Annotated in this window: 18 protein-coding genes; 9 read left to right on the forward strand and 9 right to left on the reverse strand. The window is 35.1% G+C overall.

The window, feature by feature from the left end:
- Positions 1-8: 8 nt before the first annotated feature.
- The 6 genes from ABC228_RS15975 to ABC228_RS16000 are packed head-to-tail and all read left to right on the forward strand — an operon-like array spanning position 9 to position 5,275.
- Positions 9-968, forward strand: coding sequence for a Gfo/Idh/MocA family oxidoreductase (locus ABC228_RS15975; protein ID WP_345826175.1), 960 nt, complete (start codon positions 9-11; stop codon positions 966-968).
- Positions 968-1,915, forward strand: coding sequence for a Gfo/Idh/MocA family protein (locus tag ABC228_RS15980; protein ID WP_345826176.1), 948 nt, complete (start codon positions 968-970; stop codon positions 1,913-1,915). Before ABC228_RS15975 ends, ABC228_RS15980 begins: the two co-directional genes overlap by 1 nt.
- Positions 1,916-2,794 carry an SGNH/GDSL hydrolase family protein gene (locus tag ABC228_RS15985; protein WP_345826177.1) on the forward strand — a complete coding sequence of 293 codons (879 nt, stop codon included), beginning with the start codon at positions 1,916-1,918 and terminating at the stop codon, positions 2,792-2,794.
- Between the two features lie 51 nt (positions 2,795-2,845).
- Positions 2,846-3,757, forward strand: a complete 912-nt coding sequence (locus tag ABC228_RS15990) for a Gfo/Idh/MocA family protein (RefSeq protein WP_345826178.1) — start codon at positions 2,846-2,848, stop codon at positions 3,755-3,757.
- Positions 3,750-4,454 (forward strand): acylneuraminate cytidylyltransferase family protein, encoded by a 705-nt coding sequence (locus ABC228_RS15995; RefSeq protein ID WP_345826179.1) that lies wholly within the window; start codon positions 3,750-3,752, stop codon positions 4,452-4,454. The genes ABC228_RS15990 and ABC228_RS15995 overlap by 8 nt, the downstream gene beginning before the upstream one ends.
- On the forward strand, positions 4,454-5,275 hold the full coding sequence (locus ABC228_RS16000) for an SDR family oxidoreductase (protein WP_345826180.1): 822 nt from the start codon (positions 4,454-4,456) through the stop codon (positions 5,273-5,275). The genes ABC228_RS15995 and ABC228_RS16000 overlap by 1 nt, the downstream gene beginning before the upstream one ends.
- Positions 5,276-5,367: 92 nt before the next feature.
- Here ABC228_RS16000 and ABC228_RS16005 read toward each other — a convergent pair whose 3' ends face one another.
- Genes ABC228_RS16005 through ABC228_RS16045 form a run of 9 tightly spaced genes read right to left on the reverse strand, consistent with a single transcriptional unit; the run spans position 5,368 to position 13,994 of the window.
- Positions 5,368-6,219 carry a 3-hydroxyacyl-CoA dehydrogenase NAD-binding domain-containing protein gene (locus ABC228_RS16005; protein ID WP_345826181.1) on the reverse strand — a complete coding sequence of 284 codons (852 nt, stop codon included), beginning with the start codon at positions 6,217-6,219 and terminating at the stop codon, positions 5,368-5,370.
- A gap of 34 nt (positions 6,220-6,253) precedes the next feature.
- Positions 6,254-6,922, reverse strand: coding sequence for a PIG-L deacetylase family protein (locus ABC228_RS16010; RefSeq protein WP_345826182.1), 669 nt, complete (start codon positions 6,920-6,922; stop codon positions 6,254-6,256).
- Between the two features lie 41 nt (positions 6,923-6,963).
- Positions 6,964-8,124, reverse strand: coding sequence for a UDP-N-acetylglucosamine 2-epimerase (gene neuC, locus ABC228_RS16015; protein WP_345826183.1), 1,161 nt, complete (start codon positions 8,122-8,124; stop codon positions 6,964-6,966).
- Complete coding sequence (locus tag ABC228_RS16020; protein WP_345826184.1) at positions 8,114-9,082, reverse strand: GNAT family N-acetyltransferase; 969 nt, start codon at positions 9,080-9,082, stop codon at positions 8,114-8,116. The genes neuC and ABC228_RS16020 overlap by 11 nt, the downstream gene beginning before the upstream one ends.
- 49 nt (positions 9,083-9,131) lie before the next feature.
- Positions 9,132-10,130, reverse strand: a complete 999-nt coding sequence (neuB, locus tag ABC228_RS16025) for an N-acetylneuraminate synthase (RefSeq protein WP_345826185.1) — start codon at positions 10,128-10,130, stop codon at positions 9,132-9,134.
- Positions 10,127-10,768 (reverse strand): acetyltransferase, encoded by a 642-nt coding sequence (locus ABC228_RS16030; protein WP_345826186.1) that lies wholly within the window; start codon positions 10,766-10,768, stop codon positions 10,127-10,129. Before ABC228_RS16030 ends, neuB begins: the two co-directional genes overlap by 4 nt.
- Positions 10,769-11,821, reverse strand: a complete 1,053-nt coding sequence (locus ABC228_RS16035) for a nucleotidyltransferase family protein (protein WP_345826187.1) — start codon at positions 11,819-11,821, stop codon at positions 10,769-10,771.
- A gap of 17 nt (positions 11,822-11,838) precedes the next feature.
- The gene (locus ABC228_RS16040; RefSeq protein ID WP_345826188.1) at positions 11,839-12,999 is read right to left on the reverse strand and encodes a LegC family aminotransferase; all 1,161 of its coding nucleotides are present in this window, start codon (positions 12,997-12,999) and stop codon (positions 11,839-11,841) included.
- Between the two features lie 14 nt (positions 13,000-13,013).
- Positions 13,014-13,994: an NAD-dependent 4,6-dehydratase LegB gene (locus ABC228_RS16045; RefSeq protein ID WP_345826189.1), complete on the reverse strand. Its 981-nt coding sequence runs from the start codon at positions 13,992-13,994 to the stop codon at positions 13,014-13,016.
- Between the two features lie 186 nt (positions 13,995-14,180).
- Here ABC228_RS16045 and ABC228_RS16050 point away from each other — a divergent pair, with 186 nt between their 5' ends.
- The 3 genes from ABC228_RS16050 (at position 14,181) to motB (ending at position 17,900) form a co-directional block, all read left to right on the forward strand.
- Positions 14,181-15,980, forward strand: a complete 1,800-nt coding sequence (locus tag ABC228_RS16050; protein WP_345826190.1) for a flagellinolysin — start codon at positions 14,181-14,183, stop codon at positions 15,978-15,980.
- A 326-nt stretch (positions 15,981-16,306) separates the two neighbouring features.
- Positions 16,307-17,101, forward strand: a complete 795-nt coding sequence (gene motA, locus ABC228_RS16055; RefSeq protein ID WP_345826191.1) for a flagellar motor stator protein MotA — start codon at positions 16,307-16,309, stop codon at positions 17,099-17,101.
- Positions 17,088-17,900: a flagellar motor protein MotB gene (gene motB / locus ABC228_RS16060; protein ID WP_345826192.1), complete on the forward strand. Its 813-nt coding sequence runs from the start codon at positions 17,088-17,090 to the stop codon at positions 17,898-17,900. The genes motA and motB overlap by 14 nt, the downstream gene beginning before the upstream one ends.
- Positions 17,901-17,947: the final 47 nt, after the last annotated feature.

The raw sequence follows: 17,947 nt of genomic DNA on the forward strand, positions 1-17,947 counted from the left end.
TAATAAAAATGAAAAGTGTCGCCATAATAGGTGCTGGACAACTAGGAAGTAGACATCTTCAAGCACTGGCATTATATGAAGACCCCTTAACTATATATTTGGTCGATCCTGTTGAAGCGTCCCGTAATCTGAGTAAGGAAAGATTTTCAGAAGTGGATCAATTACACAACAAGAATATTGTTGAGGCATCTAACATGGAGAATATGCCTAGCATAATTGATTTTGCAGTCATTGCAACGACATCCACACATCGTCTACTAGCATTAGAGGAGTTGTTAACAAGGTCAGAAGTAAAATATTTGCTGCTTGAGAAATTTTTATTTCCACAAGAAGCAGAATATAGCACTGCATTAGAATTGATATCTCACTATGATGTTGAAGTCTATGTAAATTGCCCAAGAAGGCTATGGCCAATTTACAATAAGATTAAAATGGATATGTCTCATGATACAAATATTAATTTGACAGTTACAGGGAGTAATTGGAATTTAGCAAGTAATGCCATTCACTTTATTGATTTATTTGCATTTATAACTGGTGAAAGTGAATTATGTATCCAAACGGATCATCTTAATTCTGAATTACTATCGAATAAGAGAAAGGGATTCATAGAGTTCTCTGGTACCTTAGAAGGCAATACAAGCAATAATAATCATTTTAGCCTTACCTCTACTATTGATAGTGTATCTACATTAACTGTCCAATTCGAATCGGATCAGCATAAATATTCCTTACATGAGGGGAATGGTCAGATTAAGATTTATAATTTGGCGAAAGATGAGTGGTTCATGGAAGAATTTGCTGTGCCAAAACAAAGCGAACTAACTAATCTTGTCTTCAAGGAACTGTTTGAAACAAATTATTGTAATTTGGTTCCGTATAGGGAATCTGCTAAGCTCCATTTATCTTATCTGAAATCAGTCAATATATTCCTTAATAAAAATAATAAGGAAGGAGTGATTACGTAATGCATGTAGTACTTGTTGGTGCAGGTTTGATGGCAAAAGAATATGGAAAAGTATTAAATGCTTTAGGAGTCCCCTACACCGTTATTAGTAGAGGGCCAGATAGCGCGAAAACCTTTGAAGCGGAAGTTGGTAAGGAAGTTCGAATAGGGGGACTAGAAAGCAACTATGGTTCTCTTAATGAAGTGCCTACACACGTAATCATTGCTACACCATTAGAAAATTTAGAAGAAAATACTTTATTTATTTTGGACCAGGGAGTAAAAAATGTATTAATTGAAAAACCTGGCGCTGTCAGTGTTGAAGGATTGAAGCGAATCCATGAAAAAGCAGAATACAGGAATGCAAAAGTATTTATTGCTTACAATAGAAGATTCTATTCCTCTGTAATAGAAGCGGAAAAGCTAATTGCAAAGGATGGAGGACTACAATCTTTTGTTTTTGAATTTACGGAGTGGGGACATAAGATAAAGAATTTAGACAAGTCGACGTTCCAATTGGAAAATTGGTTTATTGGTAACTCAACTCATGTTATTGATTTGGCCTTCTTTTTTGGCGGAAAGCCAAAGGAGTTAAGTAGTTATATAATGGGTGGATCGGATTGGCATCCTACAGGAACTATTTTTTCAGGAGCTGGGATAACTGAAACAGGAAAAGTATTTTCTTATCATGCAAATTGGGAAGCACCTGGAAGCTGGAAGTTAGAGCTCTTAACCAAGCTTAACCGGTATATATTCAGGCCGCTAGAAGAGTTAAAGGTACAAGCGCTTGGGTCTATAGAAGTATCAAAGATTACAATTGATGATTCATATGACATAACATTCAAACCGGGCTTATACCAGCAAGTTAATTCCTTTCTGTACGAAACACCATATTCTAATAGGCTATTAGGAGTAGAAGAAGGATTATTAATGATGGAGAATTACTTTAGAATGAGATGTGATAAGTAGATGCGAGTATTATTTATTGGGGATTCTCTAGGATTACCTCGACCACATAGAATAAATAAGTATGCACCGAATGAGAAGGAACTTGCAGTAGCCTATGAAGAAACTTATTCCTCAATAATTAATATGGAATTAGTAAGAAAATATAATTTAAACCCATATGTAGAGGTAATAAATCGTTGTAAACGATTTTATACCATTAAGAATGTATATGAGGAATTCTCAGATCACCTATTCTTTTTTGAACCAGATGTGATTGTCATGCAAGTAGGGATAGTGGACTGTTGGTTCCGAGAAGAGTTAAAAGGGAAACAACTCGTAAGTAAAGACAACTATGAGATATACTTAAAAAATATACTTACACTGTTAGAACATAGACCTAATTGTCGATTAATTATTATTGGCATAGCACCTACCTCTACTAAGATGGAAGATAGATTCAATGGAATTAATCAGGAGATAGCCACTTACAACACTATATTAAAGTCTAAAATCAATAACAAAAATGTGTTTTATGTTGATATGGAAAAGTACATTAAACCGGATTCTGTCCATGAATATCTATTGCCTGATGACCATCATTTAAATAAATATGGAAATAAACTATTAGCAGAACTAATTCAAGACATACTAATTGCATTTATAGAATCTGATAAAGGCGTAGGTTTTTTCAATCAAGAACAATATAAAAATGCCTTAGATAGTTTTCAAGTATCCTTACAACGTTATCCTTATTACTTAGATAACGTGTACAATACTTTAGTGCTAGCTTACCAACTGAAGGAACAGGATATTTTAGAGAAAATCGTTAGCTATATAAAAGAATTTCAGCTAAAGGACGAGAGAATTTTAGAATTTTTAAATATGGTTAGAGGAAGATAAAAGAACGAAGAAAATACGTTTCAAAATAAGATAAGGTGAGTTGTAAATGTTATGAATGTAGTAGTTATTGGATATGGTTCTATTGGAAGAAGACATTGTCGAATACTTAATGAAATGGGTTATCATGTTTCAATCGTTAGTAAGAGGGATATTAATTATCCATTAAAATATAATACGCTTCGTGACGCTATACACACTGAAAAACCAGAATATGTTGTGATTGCAAATGAGACTAGCGCTCACTTGGAGACTTTAGAGTCCCTAGATAACCTGCGTTATCATCATAAAATTCTTGTTGAAAAACCTTTATATCACCAGAATGTAAAGACAATGTTTCATTTTTCCGATTTGTATATTGGGTATAATTTACGATTTCATCCCATCATACAAGCATTGTATAAACACTTGCAAGGGCAAAAGGTGCTGTCTGTCCAGGCGTATGCCGGTCAGTATCTTCCTAATTGGAGACCATCTACTGATTACACAAGTTCATACTCCTCTGATAGAAATAAAGGAGGAGGAGTCATTAGGGATTTAAGTCATGAATTAGATTATTTGCAATTCTTATTTGGAGAATGGAATGCCTTGTTTGCGTTAGGTGGAAAATGGAGTGATTTAGCTATTACTTCTGACGACACATTTGCAATAGTCTACCAAAGTAAAGACTGTCCTACTATTAATTTGCAGATAAATTATTTAGATCACATTGCTCAACGTACAATTACGATAAATACAGTAAATCATACGTATAAAGCGGATTTAATTAACAATACTTTACAAATTAACGACCAAATCCATACGTATTCATTAGATGCAGATGAAACTTACAAAAAGCAGCATTTAGCGATTATACATGATGAAAAAGAATTTTTATGTACATATGATCAGGGACTAGCAATTGTCAATATGATCGAATCAGCTGAAAACTCCTCAACAGAAAGGGCCTGGATATTAAATGAGTAGAATATGTACCATTTGTGCTAGAGGTGGATCAAAGGGAGTAAAAAATAAAAATGTGAAGTTACTATTAAATATGCCACTTATCGCTCATAGTATTAATCAAGCAAAAAAAAGTGAATTGTTTGATGTAGTCGCGGTAAGCAGTGATAATGAAGAAATCTTAAACATATCGAAGCAATATGGAGCTGATATTGTTGTTGAGAGACCGAAAGAAATGGCTACAGATAATGCGGCCAAGCTACCGGTTATCCAACACTGTGTCGAGAGCGCTGAAAAAATAGTCGGTTATCGTTTTGATACGATTGTTGATTTGGATGCTACATCACCCTTGCGTTCTTTAGAGGATATAAAAAATGCTACCGCTATGCTGGAAAACTCAGGTGCAAGTAATCTAATAACGGGAGCTAAATCTCGAAGAAGCCCATATTTTAATTTAGTTGAAATCAATAAACAAGGTTATGTAGGGCTTTCAAAACAACTTGATACGGCAATTACACGCAGACAAGATGCGCCAATATGCTACGATATGAATGCTTCCATATATGCTTGGACTAGGCAATCCCTATTAACTTCTGATTCTGTTTTCCAGTCGGAGACCATATTATTTGAAATGCCAGAGGAAAGATCGATCGATATTGATTCAGCACTAGATTTTGAGATTGTTTCAATGCTAGCAAATAAAAGAGGAGAATTAATATAATGAATTCTTATCTAGAACGATTTCATCTTAACGGAAAAACAGCCATTATTACAGGTGGTGCAGGATTACTGGGGCAGCATTTTTCGTCGGGTTTAGCAGATGCCGGTGCATATGTAGCTATTGCGGATGTTAATCTTCATGAAGCAGAGCGGGTCATGGAGGATATTAACAAGAAGTATCCAGGACGTGCTATGGCAGTTCAATGTGATGTAACCTCAGAGGACTCCATTAACGATATGATTCATAAAGTAAAATCTCAATACGGAGAGATCAATATATTACATAATAATGCCGCAGGAAAGTCCAGCGATTTAGATGCTTTTTTTGCAGATTTCGAGGCATATTCATTGGATCAATGGAAGGAAATAATGGCGATAAATCTCGATGGAATGTTTTTAGTGGCAAAAGCTGTCGGTAAATTTATGAAGGAACAGGGGAAAGGTGGCTCTATTATCCAGACATCTTCAATATATGGTGTAATGGGACCAGATCAACGAATTTATGAAGGCTCCTATTACCTTGAAAGACAGATAAACAGTCCTGCAGTATATTCAGCATCTAAGGCAGGGGTCATCGGGTTAACGAAATATTTAGCGACTTATTGGGCCAAGGATGGTATACGTGTGAATGCAATTACACCAGGTGGTGTAGAAAGTGGGCAAAATGATACGTTTAAGGAGAACTATAGTAATCGAATTCCTTTAGGGAGGATGGCTCAGCCAGAAGAAATGGTTGGTGCACTGATTTATTTAGCCTCGAATGCCTCAAGTTATGTTACAGGGCACAACATCATAATTGATGGAGGATTGAATGCTTGGTAACATTTCTATTATTATCATAACCAAAAAGAAAACGAAGCAATTTTATTGTTAAATTACTTCGTTTTCCTATCTATTTCCTATTGGTTTTCACACTATTTGTAGTGAAAGAATCCTTCGCCAGTTTTTCTGCCAAGTTTTCCGCTCCTAACATACTTTCTTAGTAACGGACAGGGTCTATATTTGTCATCCCCTAGTTCTTCATGTAATGTCTCCATAATAGCAAGACAAGTATCAAGTCCAATAAAATCTGCTAAAGAAATTGGCCCCATTGGATGATTAGCCCCAAGTTTCATGATTGTATCTACTGATTTAAAATCTGCCACACCCTCATGTACAGCAAAAACGGCTTCATTGATCATCGGTATTAATATTCTATTAAGAACAAAGCCGGGAGAATCGTTTACATAAAATGGCGATTTCTCTAATTTTTTTCCTAATTCAAAAACAAAATTCGAAACCTGTTCGGAAGTATGTACACCTTTTACTACTTCTATTAAATCCATTACTGGAACAGGATTAAAGAAATGCATCCCAATAAATCTTTCGGGATTTATCACATACGTACTTAATTCCGTTATGGAAAAAGAGGAAGTATTCGAAGCAATAATCGCATCTTCTTTTACTAGATTCCCTAAATCAGAAAGTAATTTGAACTTTTTAGTAGCATTTTCAGAAATAGCCTCGATAATAAAATCCATCTCTGATGCAACTTGTAGATCAATGCTCGAATTTAAATTTACTAACAACTGTTCCATTTCATTTGTAGTCAATCGCTCTTTTAATACAAGCTTATTTAAATTCTCCTGAATATGTTCAGTTGCACGATGAATATTCTCTTGTTTATGATCTGTTAAGGTAACGTTAAAACCTTGTTGTAAAAAGACTTGTGCGATACCAGTACCCATTTGTCCGGCACCAATAATCATTAGTTTAATATCTTGCATAGGATCCTCCAGAAGAATTTAATATAATGTACTGTTATCGTATTTCTTTAAGCAGCATAAAGGCTTCTGCATACTTAACACCAGCTGTTACTCCTCTATATTTAGCCAGTGCATCCATGGCATCTATACTTCGAGGGAAAGGAAATTCACCTAGCTCACTTTTATAGGTTTTCATGATTTCTACTTTCTTATTAAAATAATTTTCGATATTTACATATACATTCGGTCGGAAATTGTTATTATCAGGGTTAATTCCAAATTCAGTCTCTGACAGGGTTTCATAAACTAGGATTTTCTTAATTGATTCGTATCGAAACCACTTGGTACATGAAATTACGGCATCAAAAACGTATTTGTGATCTGTATGAATATCGCCACGGTATGGCAAATAAATAATAGTTGGTTTTATCTGATTGACGACTTCTCCAATCGACGCCACTAATTTCCCCATTGGTATCTCATCTAATCTTGTAGTAGGGAAGTTTAACTTAGTGGTGGAATCAAAGTTATAATAGTTGCTAACGTTATCAATTTCGATGTCACGAGTCGTTATTCTTTCTTTCGTAAATCCATCTTCTTCGGATATACCAGTAACGATTAGCCAGTGTATTTCGTCTTTTTCTTGTTTATGTCGTAATACAGTACCTCCACATCCTAGAGTTTCATCATCGGGGTGGGGAGCGATTACTAATACTTTGTTCATCGATAACTACCTTCTTTCATCAATAGAAGCATAACATACGCTTATAGATTAAGTGGATCCTCAGGCTTGTACAGATATTCGGTAAAATCTATTTCATTTAATAGACTGTATATTTTTTCTACTGAATTTCCATTTCCATAAGGAGATTCAACCTCTTTAAGCTTCTCATGAAATAACTTACTTGTAACCGTGTCAATTGCTTGGTTAATCTGTACGAGGTCCTGGTCAACAAATATTACGTTTTCAGCTGCCAATCTACCTCGTTGTCTTAATCCTACATTAATAACTCCAAGGGGAACAATCGGAGCTTCTAGTAATCCCGAGCTTGAATTACCGATTAAAAATGCTGCATTCCGCATTAAATTAATAAATAATTCTCTATCTAAATTTTTATAAAAACAAAAGTTAGGATTATTTTTGTATTCATTTATTACCTCAATAATATGATAATTTCCACCATCTGTATTAGGATAACTTACAAATGCATTGATATTTTTCTTTTCAAGCGAAGAAAGAATTTGCTTCATATATTCTCCAGCATTCTCCTCTTCACTAAGAATTGGATGGAAGATAACCATTGCATAGTTGTTCCAAGCGTTTCTATTTAGTTTATCTAGTAATGCATCCTTTTGAATGTATTTCATCGATTTAAACTTATCTAGAGCAGGGTTTCCAACTACAAACACTCTATTCTCATCTTCTCCAATTGCTTTAAGACGCTTTTTATGTTCAAGATGCGTAACAAAATGGAGGGAAGATAACTTGGAACATGCATGACGAATTGGATTATCGACATTTCCATCACTAGCATGATCCCCTCCGAATAAATGGATGGTTGGAATTTTTAAGTAGCTCCCAACTAAGGCTGCCACCATAGCATCCTCTCTATCTCCTGCAAAAAGAATGACATCGGGATTGTAGCCTTCAACTGTATGAAGACAATTTTGCATTAATAGGGAAGCGGTTTTAACCCGTGCTGAGTTACTATCGGAACTAATTAACGTTTCTATTTTTGCTAAGATTGGTATACGATCCTTTTCTATTTGCTTATAGGTCTCGCCGTATAGGGGAGAGAGATGAGCACCTGAAACAATAAGACCAATTTCCATGTCTGATGATTGATGAATCTTTTTATATAAATCACTTAACAGATCATAATCCGAACGAATACTGGTAAATGCTACGATTCGCTTAATAGACATCGGAATCACCCATTTGAATATCCCATTCCCTGAAATTAGTAAAGATACCGTTCTTTAGTTCGTTTTGGTTAAATAGTCTACCACCAAAATATGTGACAGGAGTACTATTAAGAAATCCATTTCTTTCAAATATAGAGCGATATGGTGAGTGTATCGATACCCAAGTATTGACTGTTTGAATTCCAGCTTTTTTTGCTTGTAACAGTATAGAATGAAGAAGTGAAGTAGCATTTTCTTGAGAATTGGCATGAAATTCTACGATATCTAAATTATTTTCTCCATAATATTTCACAATACAATACGCATCAACATGATCCTTTTCATTTGAAATCACATGATTGTGATAGTCATGTAATGGGTTCGCCTGATATCTCCAGGATAAATAGTTCGCTGTTTTGTTTAGCTTTATTTTCGAATTTGTATTGGTCAAATTTGTATAGTTTAACTTGAAATTATTGTCCTCTTGAATAGTTACGTGATGATTCTCTTCATGAAGGTGAATAAGACTTAAATCTAGCTTCATCGTCGGTATTTCGTAAATATCCTCCCACTGTAATTTCTTTATAAAGCCATAGTGGGAATTAAGATTTGGAAATCCATAAATATTTAAATAGTTTTTTTCTTCCATATGTGAATATAATGTGTTTGCCAGCTTAGTAAATAAACCACGTCCTGCGTAATCAGTGTGTGTCATCGTTGTCATCGAGATGGCAGTCTTATAGTAATTATTGTTGTATACTAATTCACATGGAGAAGCAGAATAATTTGCAATAATCTCATCGTTCTCATTCATAGCAACACATACCAATAAATCATGATATGGGTTATCTAAATATCGCCACTTTAGAAATTCCTTTGAAATATCTCGCTTAAATGCATTTTTAAATAAGTCCATTAATTGTGGAATTCTTTCTTCAAACTCAGCCTTATTTAACTGCTTTATTGTTATTTTTTCCAACATTCATCACCTAGTCTGTACTATCAGATTTATAATTATATTCCTATGTCTAAATTTCAATTAACTCGTCCTCTTGAAAATCTCTTTTTGCTACTTTTCCAATAATCTCATCCCATCGCATAGGGGATATTCCGTTACCAGGTCGTTTTATTTCAAGATTTTCTTCACTAAAAACTTGTCCGATTTTAATAAACTGGCTTGCTACAATACTTTTTCTGGCTATCATCTTGTTCTTTACTTCTGATGCTGAAGGCTTCTTCATACCATCTCCAAGCGCAATTTCGATATTACGAATAGCATCAATCATTTGTTTTAGTTCCATTGGTTCTAGGCTCGCCCTATGGTCAGGACCTTCAAGATTTTTATCTAATGTAAAATGTTTCTCGATAACCGTAGCTCCCAAAGCAACAGCGGCGATAGGTACTTCGATTCCTAAAGTATGGTCAGAATAGCCAACAGGTATCTTGAATGCCTCTTTAATCGTATTCATAGCGGTTAGATTGACATCCTCCATAGGGGTTGGATATTCTGTGTTACAATGTAATATCGTAATATCTGTTGAACCATTTTCTCTTAGAATTTCAATGGCAGCTTCAATCTCAGCGAGGGTTGCCATACCAGTTGAAAGAATAACCTGCTTTTTGGTTTGACCAATCTTCCTTAAATAAGGAAGATTATTGATTTCTCCTGAAGGAATTTTATATATCTCTATCCCAATATTATTTAGTAATTCAATGCTTTCTAAATCAAAAGGGGAGGATAGAAACAGGATACCTTTTTCATTGCTATACTGCATTAGCTCTTGATGTTTTTCATAATCTAACTCAAGTCTTTTAATCATATTATATTGTGACTCATTTGATCCGGTAGTTTCCTTCTGGTATGCTGCTTTCGTTGCTTGCTTGGTTACGAGCTTTTCTGCTTTAAAGCTTTGAAATTTAACAGCATCAGCACCAGCATTAGAAGCTTCATCTATTAATTTCTTGGCTAGTTCGATACTTCCATTATGATTAACGCCTGCTTCAGCAATTACAAATACATTGCTCAATGACTGTCCACCACCTTACATGGATTTCCGTATGCTTTCTTATGATTTTCTATATTATTGATAACAACACTACCAGCACCTATTAAGGAGTTATGACCGATATTAATATTTTGGATAATAGTAGAATTTGTCCCGATATGAGTATGATGACCAACTTGCACAGAACCGCTTAAGGTACTTCCTGGTGCAATATGACAAAACTCACCTATAGTACAATCATGCTCTATGATAGTGCCAGTGTTAATGATAGAATTGATCCCTATGGATACATTTGTGTTAAGGATAGCTCCCTTACCAATAAAGCACCCCTCATGAAGTTCAGTGTTGCTAGAAATAATAGCACTTTTATCGATTATGGTAGGGAAACGATATCCGATCGTTTTGGCATATTCATACAATGATTTTCTGAAGGAAACATTTCCTACACTACCTATCGTAATAAAAGCATATTGAACCCCTTGTTCAAAATAGCTCGGTAAATCTTCATCAATTCCAATAATCTCAATTCCATTAACCTTCGATCCAATCTTTTCTGGTTGATCGAGTATACCAATTATATTAAACTCATCTGCATTTTCTAAGGTATCTATAACACTTTTACAATGACCGCCGCCGCCAATTAATAAGATATCGTTCACTTATTTAACACCTAGTTTCTCAATCATATTCTCCATTTCTTTAAACTGCCCCATGTCTAGCCAAGCGTTCTCACTAATTGGATACACTCCAATTTTTTCACCTGTTTCGATATACTGATTAATTAACTCCGTAATATGAAAGAATGTATTTGGAGGTATGTCCTCTAAACATTCTGGTTCAAGTATATACATGCCTGTATTTACTAAATATGCATACTCAGGTTTCTCAATCATTTGCTTTACATTACTTGTCTCATTTAGTTTTATTACTCCATATGGAATGGTGTAATGTTTAAGGGATGAAACAAGCGTGATTTTATTACCGTTTTCGATATGATACTTTAACATATCAGAGTAATTGCCATCTATTAAGATATCGCAATTACTAACAAAAAAAGTTGAATCCAGCTTATTCTTTAATAGATGCAAGCTTCCTGCAGTTCCTAGTGGCTCTTCTTCATCGATATAGCTCACGGAGTAATCCTTCTGCAAATCGTTAAAGTAAGCTTTTATCATATTTTTCTTATAGTTAACAGTCATGTGGAAATTATGACAGCCGTATTCCTTAAACCGATTTATAATTCTTTCAACGATAGGGGTATCACCTATTGGAATTAATGGCTTTGGGATAATTTTCGTATAAGGTTCTAATCTAGTACCCTTACCACCAGCCATGATAACCACGGGGTTGTCCAGCTTTTGATAGTGGTTAAGCTTTTCATTAAACCTCTCATTCCAAAACACAATATCCGTAACCTCATGCTCCATATTAAGGACAGGTATTGCCTCTATCATTTCTTGCTTTAAAATATCTTTAGCTTTTGGCTTATCATATTCGTATATAAACTTCGGTGACTTATTCATAATACTGCCTACATTTTCAGTAAGATCGCCCCTTTTTAGGATCCATCTTCTTATGTCACCATCCGTAATAATTCCTTGTAACTTATTTTCTTCTGTCACAAGCAGTATCTTTTTTGCGGTAATGTCTAATTTTTTTATGGCTTCATTGATTGTTACCTCGGAACTTATAAAAAGATCCTGTAAGATCATAACAATTCCTCTTTTCATCAAGTCTCAAGTTTCGTTAATAAATCAGTGACTTTTCTAACATCCTGTTGCGTAAGATTTGAGCTGCAAGGAATGTTCAATATTATTTCTACGAATTTTAATGCCTTTTCTATCTTATAGGCTTGATTATTGCTATATGGTTTTTGTTGATGGATAAGTCCCCATATTGGCCGGGTTTGTACACCGTTATTTTGTAAGAAACGTAATAGGTTATCACGATTTATATTGACGAAATCGCGTTCAATTATTAGTGAGTAAAACCAATAATTAGGTCTTATCGTATTGCTGAACGCTAATAACGAAAGTCCAGCAATTGATTCGATTTGTTCTTTATAGGTAAAATAATTATTTTTTTTAACTTCTATAAACTCTTCTAACTGTTCTAGCTGTGCTACACCCAAAGCAGCCTGTAAATTTGTCATGCGGTAATTATACCCAATTTCATGGTGAATGTAGTGAAGTTCATCGTCTTTAGCTTGTGTGGAGAGATATCTTGCTTGTTTAGCTAAAGTACGATCCTTCGCAACAAGCATGCCACCTCCACCGGTTGTAATTATTTTATTGCCATTAAACGAGAAAACTCCAAAATCTCCAATTGTACCAGCGAATTTTCCATTGTATTCTCCTGAAACAAAGTGAGTTCCAAGTGCCTCTGTAGCATCTTCGATTACGATTAGCTTATATTTTGAAGCCAGTTTCATCAGCTTTTCCATATTAGCCATGTTACCAAAAACATGGACAACTACGATTGCTTTAATAACCTTATTGGTTGATTTATTGACAAGACCATTATCTGTTAGTGTACATTCTTTCTCGCAAAATGCTTCTACTTTATCTACATCAATACAAAGGCTATCATCACTGTCCATAAATATTGGATTTGCACCTAGGTATTTTACTGGATTTACAGCTGCAATAAAAGTAAGTGTTGGTACAATAACTTCTGTATTAAGCGTTACTCCAGCAAGTTGTAAAGCAAGATGTAAACCGGCAGTTCCGCTCTGGCATGCTACTGCCTGTTCAACATTTAAATATTCAGCAATTTCTTGTTCAAATCGATCGATAAAGCTACCACCAGTGGAAACCCATTCAGATTCAATTGCTTCAGTTACATATTTTAATTCATTACCTTTTAAGTTTGGAACGGATAAAGGAATCATTACGCTATTCACCCTTAAATGTTATAGATGTCAGTTTTGTATTTGTCTAAATTAACTCGAAGCCACTCAATCGTCTCTGCAAGACCATCCTTTAACGTATAGGATGGCATCCAATTTGTTAATTGCTTAATCTTTTCATTAGATCCTAAGAGTCGATTAACCTCACTATTTTCTGGACGTAATCTCTCCTCTTCGGTGATAATTTTTGCATTCGGATTAATTTGGCTAATAAGTTCATTCGCCAATTCACCAATGGAAATTTCTTGTTGGGTTGCAATATTAATTTCTTCCCCAATTGTGTTTTCAGACTTCGCAATTTCTATGAATCCTTGTACGGTATCTTTTACATAATTAAAATCCCTAGTAGGTGTTAAGGAACCTAATTCGATTTCTTCTTTTCCTGATAAAAGCTGTGTAATGATAGTTGGTATTACTGCTCTTGCAGATTGTCTAGGTCCATACGTATTAAACGGTCTCACAATGGATAATGGTGTATTAAAACTTCTATAAAAGGATTCTGCAATACGATCTGCACCTATTTTTGTTGCGGAGTATGGTGATTGTCCTTGAAATGGATGATTTTCATCAATTGGTACATATTTCGCAGTACCATAAACTTCTGATGTAGAAGTTATTAAAAGTCTATTCGTATCCAAATCACGAGCAGCTTGTAATACATTTAATGTACCTTTTATATTGGTATCCACGTAAGAATCTGGTGAGTGATAACTGAAAGGGATAGCAATTAATGCTGCTAAATGATAGACTTCGTCAATCCCTTTCATGGCCTCTTTCACCCCATTTGGATCACGTATATCTCCCGAAAATACCTCAATTTGGTTAAGGATTTCTTTCGGTAATGTGTCTAACCATCCCCAAGAATTAAAAGAATTATAATAAACAAATGCTTTTACATCATGACCATCTTGAACGAGTTTTTCAGTAAGGTGAGAGCCAATAAATCCGTCAGCTCCGGTAATTAGTTTTTTTGCCATTTCTATCTATTTCCTTCCAATTAGTATACTTGTGTAATAGTTCTAATATCGGCTAATTATCGCAGTTCTTAAGATTAGTGTGGATATTTTTGAGTTTTGTATCAATAAAAATTTTTCACTAAAAAAGAGACTACTTTAACCGATAATACTGAATATAAGACTTTTACTATATTCAGGAGAAATATCATGAGAATTAATCATAACATATTCGCTATTAGTGCTAATAGAAACCTATCAATTACCAACAACTCACTTACTAAAACATTAGAAAAACTCTCTTCGGGATTAAAGGTTAACCAAGCTGCAGACGACGCGGCTGGATTGGCAATCTCAGAAAAAATGAGAGCGCAGATTCATGGTTTGCAGCAGACGAGTAGAAATATTCAGGATGCTGTTTCTTTAGTACAGACAGCTGAGGGTGGGTTGAACGAAATACACTCCCTTTTACAAAGAGGCAGGGAGCTTGCTGTTCAGGCAGCAAACGGAACATTAAGTGAAGAAAATCGAGGACATATCCAAAAAGAAACCAAGCAAATATTGGAGGAAATTAACAACATAGCAACACATACAGCTTTTAATGGAAAAAAATTACTTAGCAACGGTAGTGGTTTTATTGCAGTTCCTCCTTCTGGTGGAACAGGTACAGTAACGGGACCAATTGCACCTTCTACTCCTGATACAGTGGCAGATTCGGATGAACAAGCAATTATAGAGGCAATTAAGACCTCCATGCTTTCTGAATCAGAGCAGTTAATTCAACAATACTTCGGAATTAATGCTGATGGTGCAGATATTGGGATATATGTTGACGATAATATGGCTAGCTCTACGCTTGCATTTGTTAGTTATTATGTAGGAGCAGATGGGAAAGGGTTTAATGTGGAGCTTCACTTAAATAAATCCTCCTTTCTTGACCCGTCACCTTCAATTGGTAATGATCGTGTAATCGCTCATGAAATGACACATGCCATCATGGCGAGAAGTATGAATTATGGTGTATTACCGAAGTGGTTTAAAGAGGGAGCGGCAGAGTTTATTCATGGTGCAGATGAAAGACTCTATGCAGATTTATATTATAATGGTACTTCTAACGTTGTTAATGCTATTGGGGAAGGAACCGATGCTTATTGGACTAACAATAGTTTGCATTATTCTTCTGGTTATGCAGCTGTCCGTTATTTACATGAACAAATCAAGGACGCAGGTGGAAGTGGTATAAAGGATATTATGGTTTATTTAAGTAATCATCAATCCGCCTCACTTGATGATGCTCTAAAGAATATAAGTAGTGGTTCTTATAGTAATGGGTTAACAGGGTTTATGGATGATTTTCAAGCAAATGGTGCTGCTTTTATAAATACACTTAACTTATCCAACGCGGACACAGGGGCTATTGGAGGATTGGATGCTGATGGAGGAGAGATAAGGGATGCTGAATCTGTAATACCTGATACAGGTATATATTCTGATGATCCATTAACTCACTTTAATGAAATTTGGCCAATGTCAGAGTCAAGTACAGGAGGCTCAACTGCATCTCCATATATCCATTATTATGAAAAGGTAATTTATAACCTGAATTCAGTTCAGTCTTCAGAAGAACCTTTAACGATGCAGATAGGACCAAGTCAAGGGCAATCCTTTCAAATAAATCGTAGTAATGTAACGACAGAAAGCTTAGGAATCAACGGAATTAATATGGTTACATCTGCTAGTGATTCAATTACTTTATTTGATCATGCGATTACTTTAGTTTCTAGTGAACGTTCGCGTTATGGAGCAATTCAGAATCGTTTAGAACATTCAATGAAAATAACGGATATGATGGCAGAAAATTTAGTAGCCACTGAGTCTAAGATTAGAGATGCGAATATAGCGAATGAAATGTTGCATTTTACCAAAAGTAATATTATTGCTCAAGCAGCGCAAAGTATGCTGTCTCAATCAAATCAAATTACGCAAGGAGTCTTACAGCTACTTCGTTAAATTACAAATTTCATGTTTTCTATCATGGCGATTACTCAAGAAAATTTCAATTTCTAATAAATTTTCTTATAAAAACTATTTAACCATCCTAATAATTGTACGATATATAAAGTAGGTGAAAAGTTTCACACCTGTAAATAATATATTCTGCGAAAAAGGCAAATCTATTGTAATTATAACTAATATTTCATAGTGAAGGGCCGATAGCTCTGCCTGAAAATAAGATAGATTTCGTTAGAATCTCTGAAGGCTATTCTGATAGTTTGAAGGATAGCTTTTTTAATTTAATTCTATTAAGCATAAAACATTAAAATGGAGGTCCACAAATGGATAAATCATCACTATTAGGATTAATATTAGGAATCATCGCAGTTGGGGTTGGGATGGTTTTAAAAGGCGTAGGCCCGGAAGCATTGATAAATCCTGCTGCTATCTTAATTATATTAGTAGGTACAGCAGCTTCTGTTATGATCGCTTTCCCAATGAGTACTTTAAAGAAAGTACCAGCACTATTTAAGGTTCTTTTTACCGAAAAGCAGGAAAAGAGTGTGGAAGAACTTATCCTTACTTTTTCAGACATGGCAGATCAGGCAAGAAAAGAAGGAATTCTATCGCTTGAAAGCAAACTAGATGAAATTGATGATTCATTTCTTGCGTCAGGTCTTCAACTAGCGATAGATGGACAAACACCGGAATTTATTCGAGATGTATTGCTCGAAAAAATAGATGCAATGGAAAAGAGACATCATGAGGGAGCGGCAATATTCTCCCAAGCTGGTACGTACGCACCTACTCTAGGGGTTCTTGGAGCAGTTGTTGGGTTAATCGCAGCGCTAGCCGATATGTCTGATATTGAAAAGCTGGGGCATGCAATTTCTGCTGCCTTTATTGCAACCTTATTAGGTATTTTTACTGGTTATGTGCTTTGGCATCCATTCTCAAACAAGCTTAAGTCTAAATCTAAGCATGAGGTTGAGATTAAAGAAATTATGATAGAAGGAATCATTTCCATCACAACAGGGGAGTCAGCAAAAGTTGTGAAAGATAAACTAGGGTCTTACTTAACTTCGAAAGAATACGAACGTTTAACAACAATGGAGTCTCCTAGTGAAGAAGAATAAGAAAAAAGAAGAACATCATGTTGATGAGTCGTGGTTACTCCCCTACTCCGATTTATTAACACTTCTAGTAGCTTTATTTATTGTTCTATTTGCGATGAGTGAAATTGATACTAAGAAATATGAAGAACTAGCCGCTGTTTTTAAAAACGAATTTTCAAGTGGTGACGAAGGAATCATGGAGAATGAAGCTCCAACACCTCAAAATCAAACACCTGAAGAGCAAGAAAATGAGAAGCTAGAGGAAGAGATAGAGAAAGAAACCGAGCAAGAGAAAGAGCAACAGGAAGAAGAAGGTAAAACAGAATTATTGAATTTACAGGAGCTTCAGAAAAAAATCAATCAATACATTTTAACGAATAATTTATCAGAGTCCTTGGAGACTCAATTGTCTGATGAAGGTCTCATGATTTCAATCAAGAATGACATTTCCTTTGATTCGGGTAGTGCAGAGGTTAACCGAGCTGGTAAAGAGATTGCTGATGAAATATCAGAGCTTTTATATACAGACCCACCACATCAAATTGTGATAAGTGGTCATACGGATGATGTACCAATGAATAATGAGCAATTTGGGTCGAACTGGGAGTTAAGTGTAATGCGTGCTGTTAACTTTATGAGCTTAGTACTGGAGAATGAAAAGCTTGATCCTACCAAATTTAGTGCAAAAGGTTTTGGAGAATTTAAGCCTGTTGCTCCAAATAATACTGCTGAAAATAGAGCGAAGAATCGTCGGGTTGAAGTACTGATTTTACCGAACTATAGTATTAGTGGACAAATTGATGAGACGAAAAGTGAGTAATAACAGAATTTCTTGTTGTGTCACTTCCGCTAAGAACTTTGTCACCA

It is taken from the genome of Ornithinibacillus xuwenensis (genome assembly GCF_039614845.1).
Lineage (GTDB): Bacteria > Bacillota > Bacilli > Bacillales > Amphibacillaceae > Ornithinibacillus > Ornithinibacillus xuwenensis.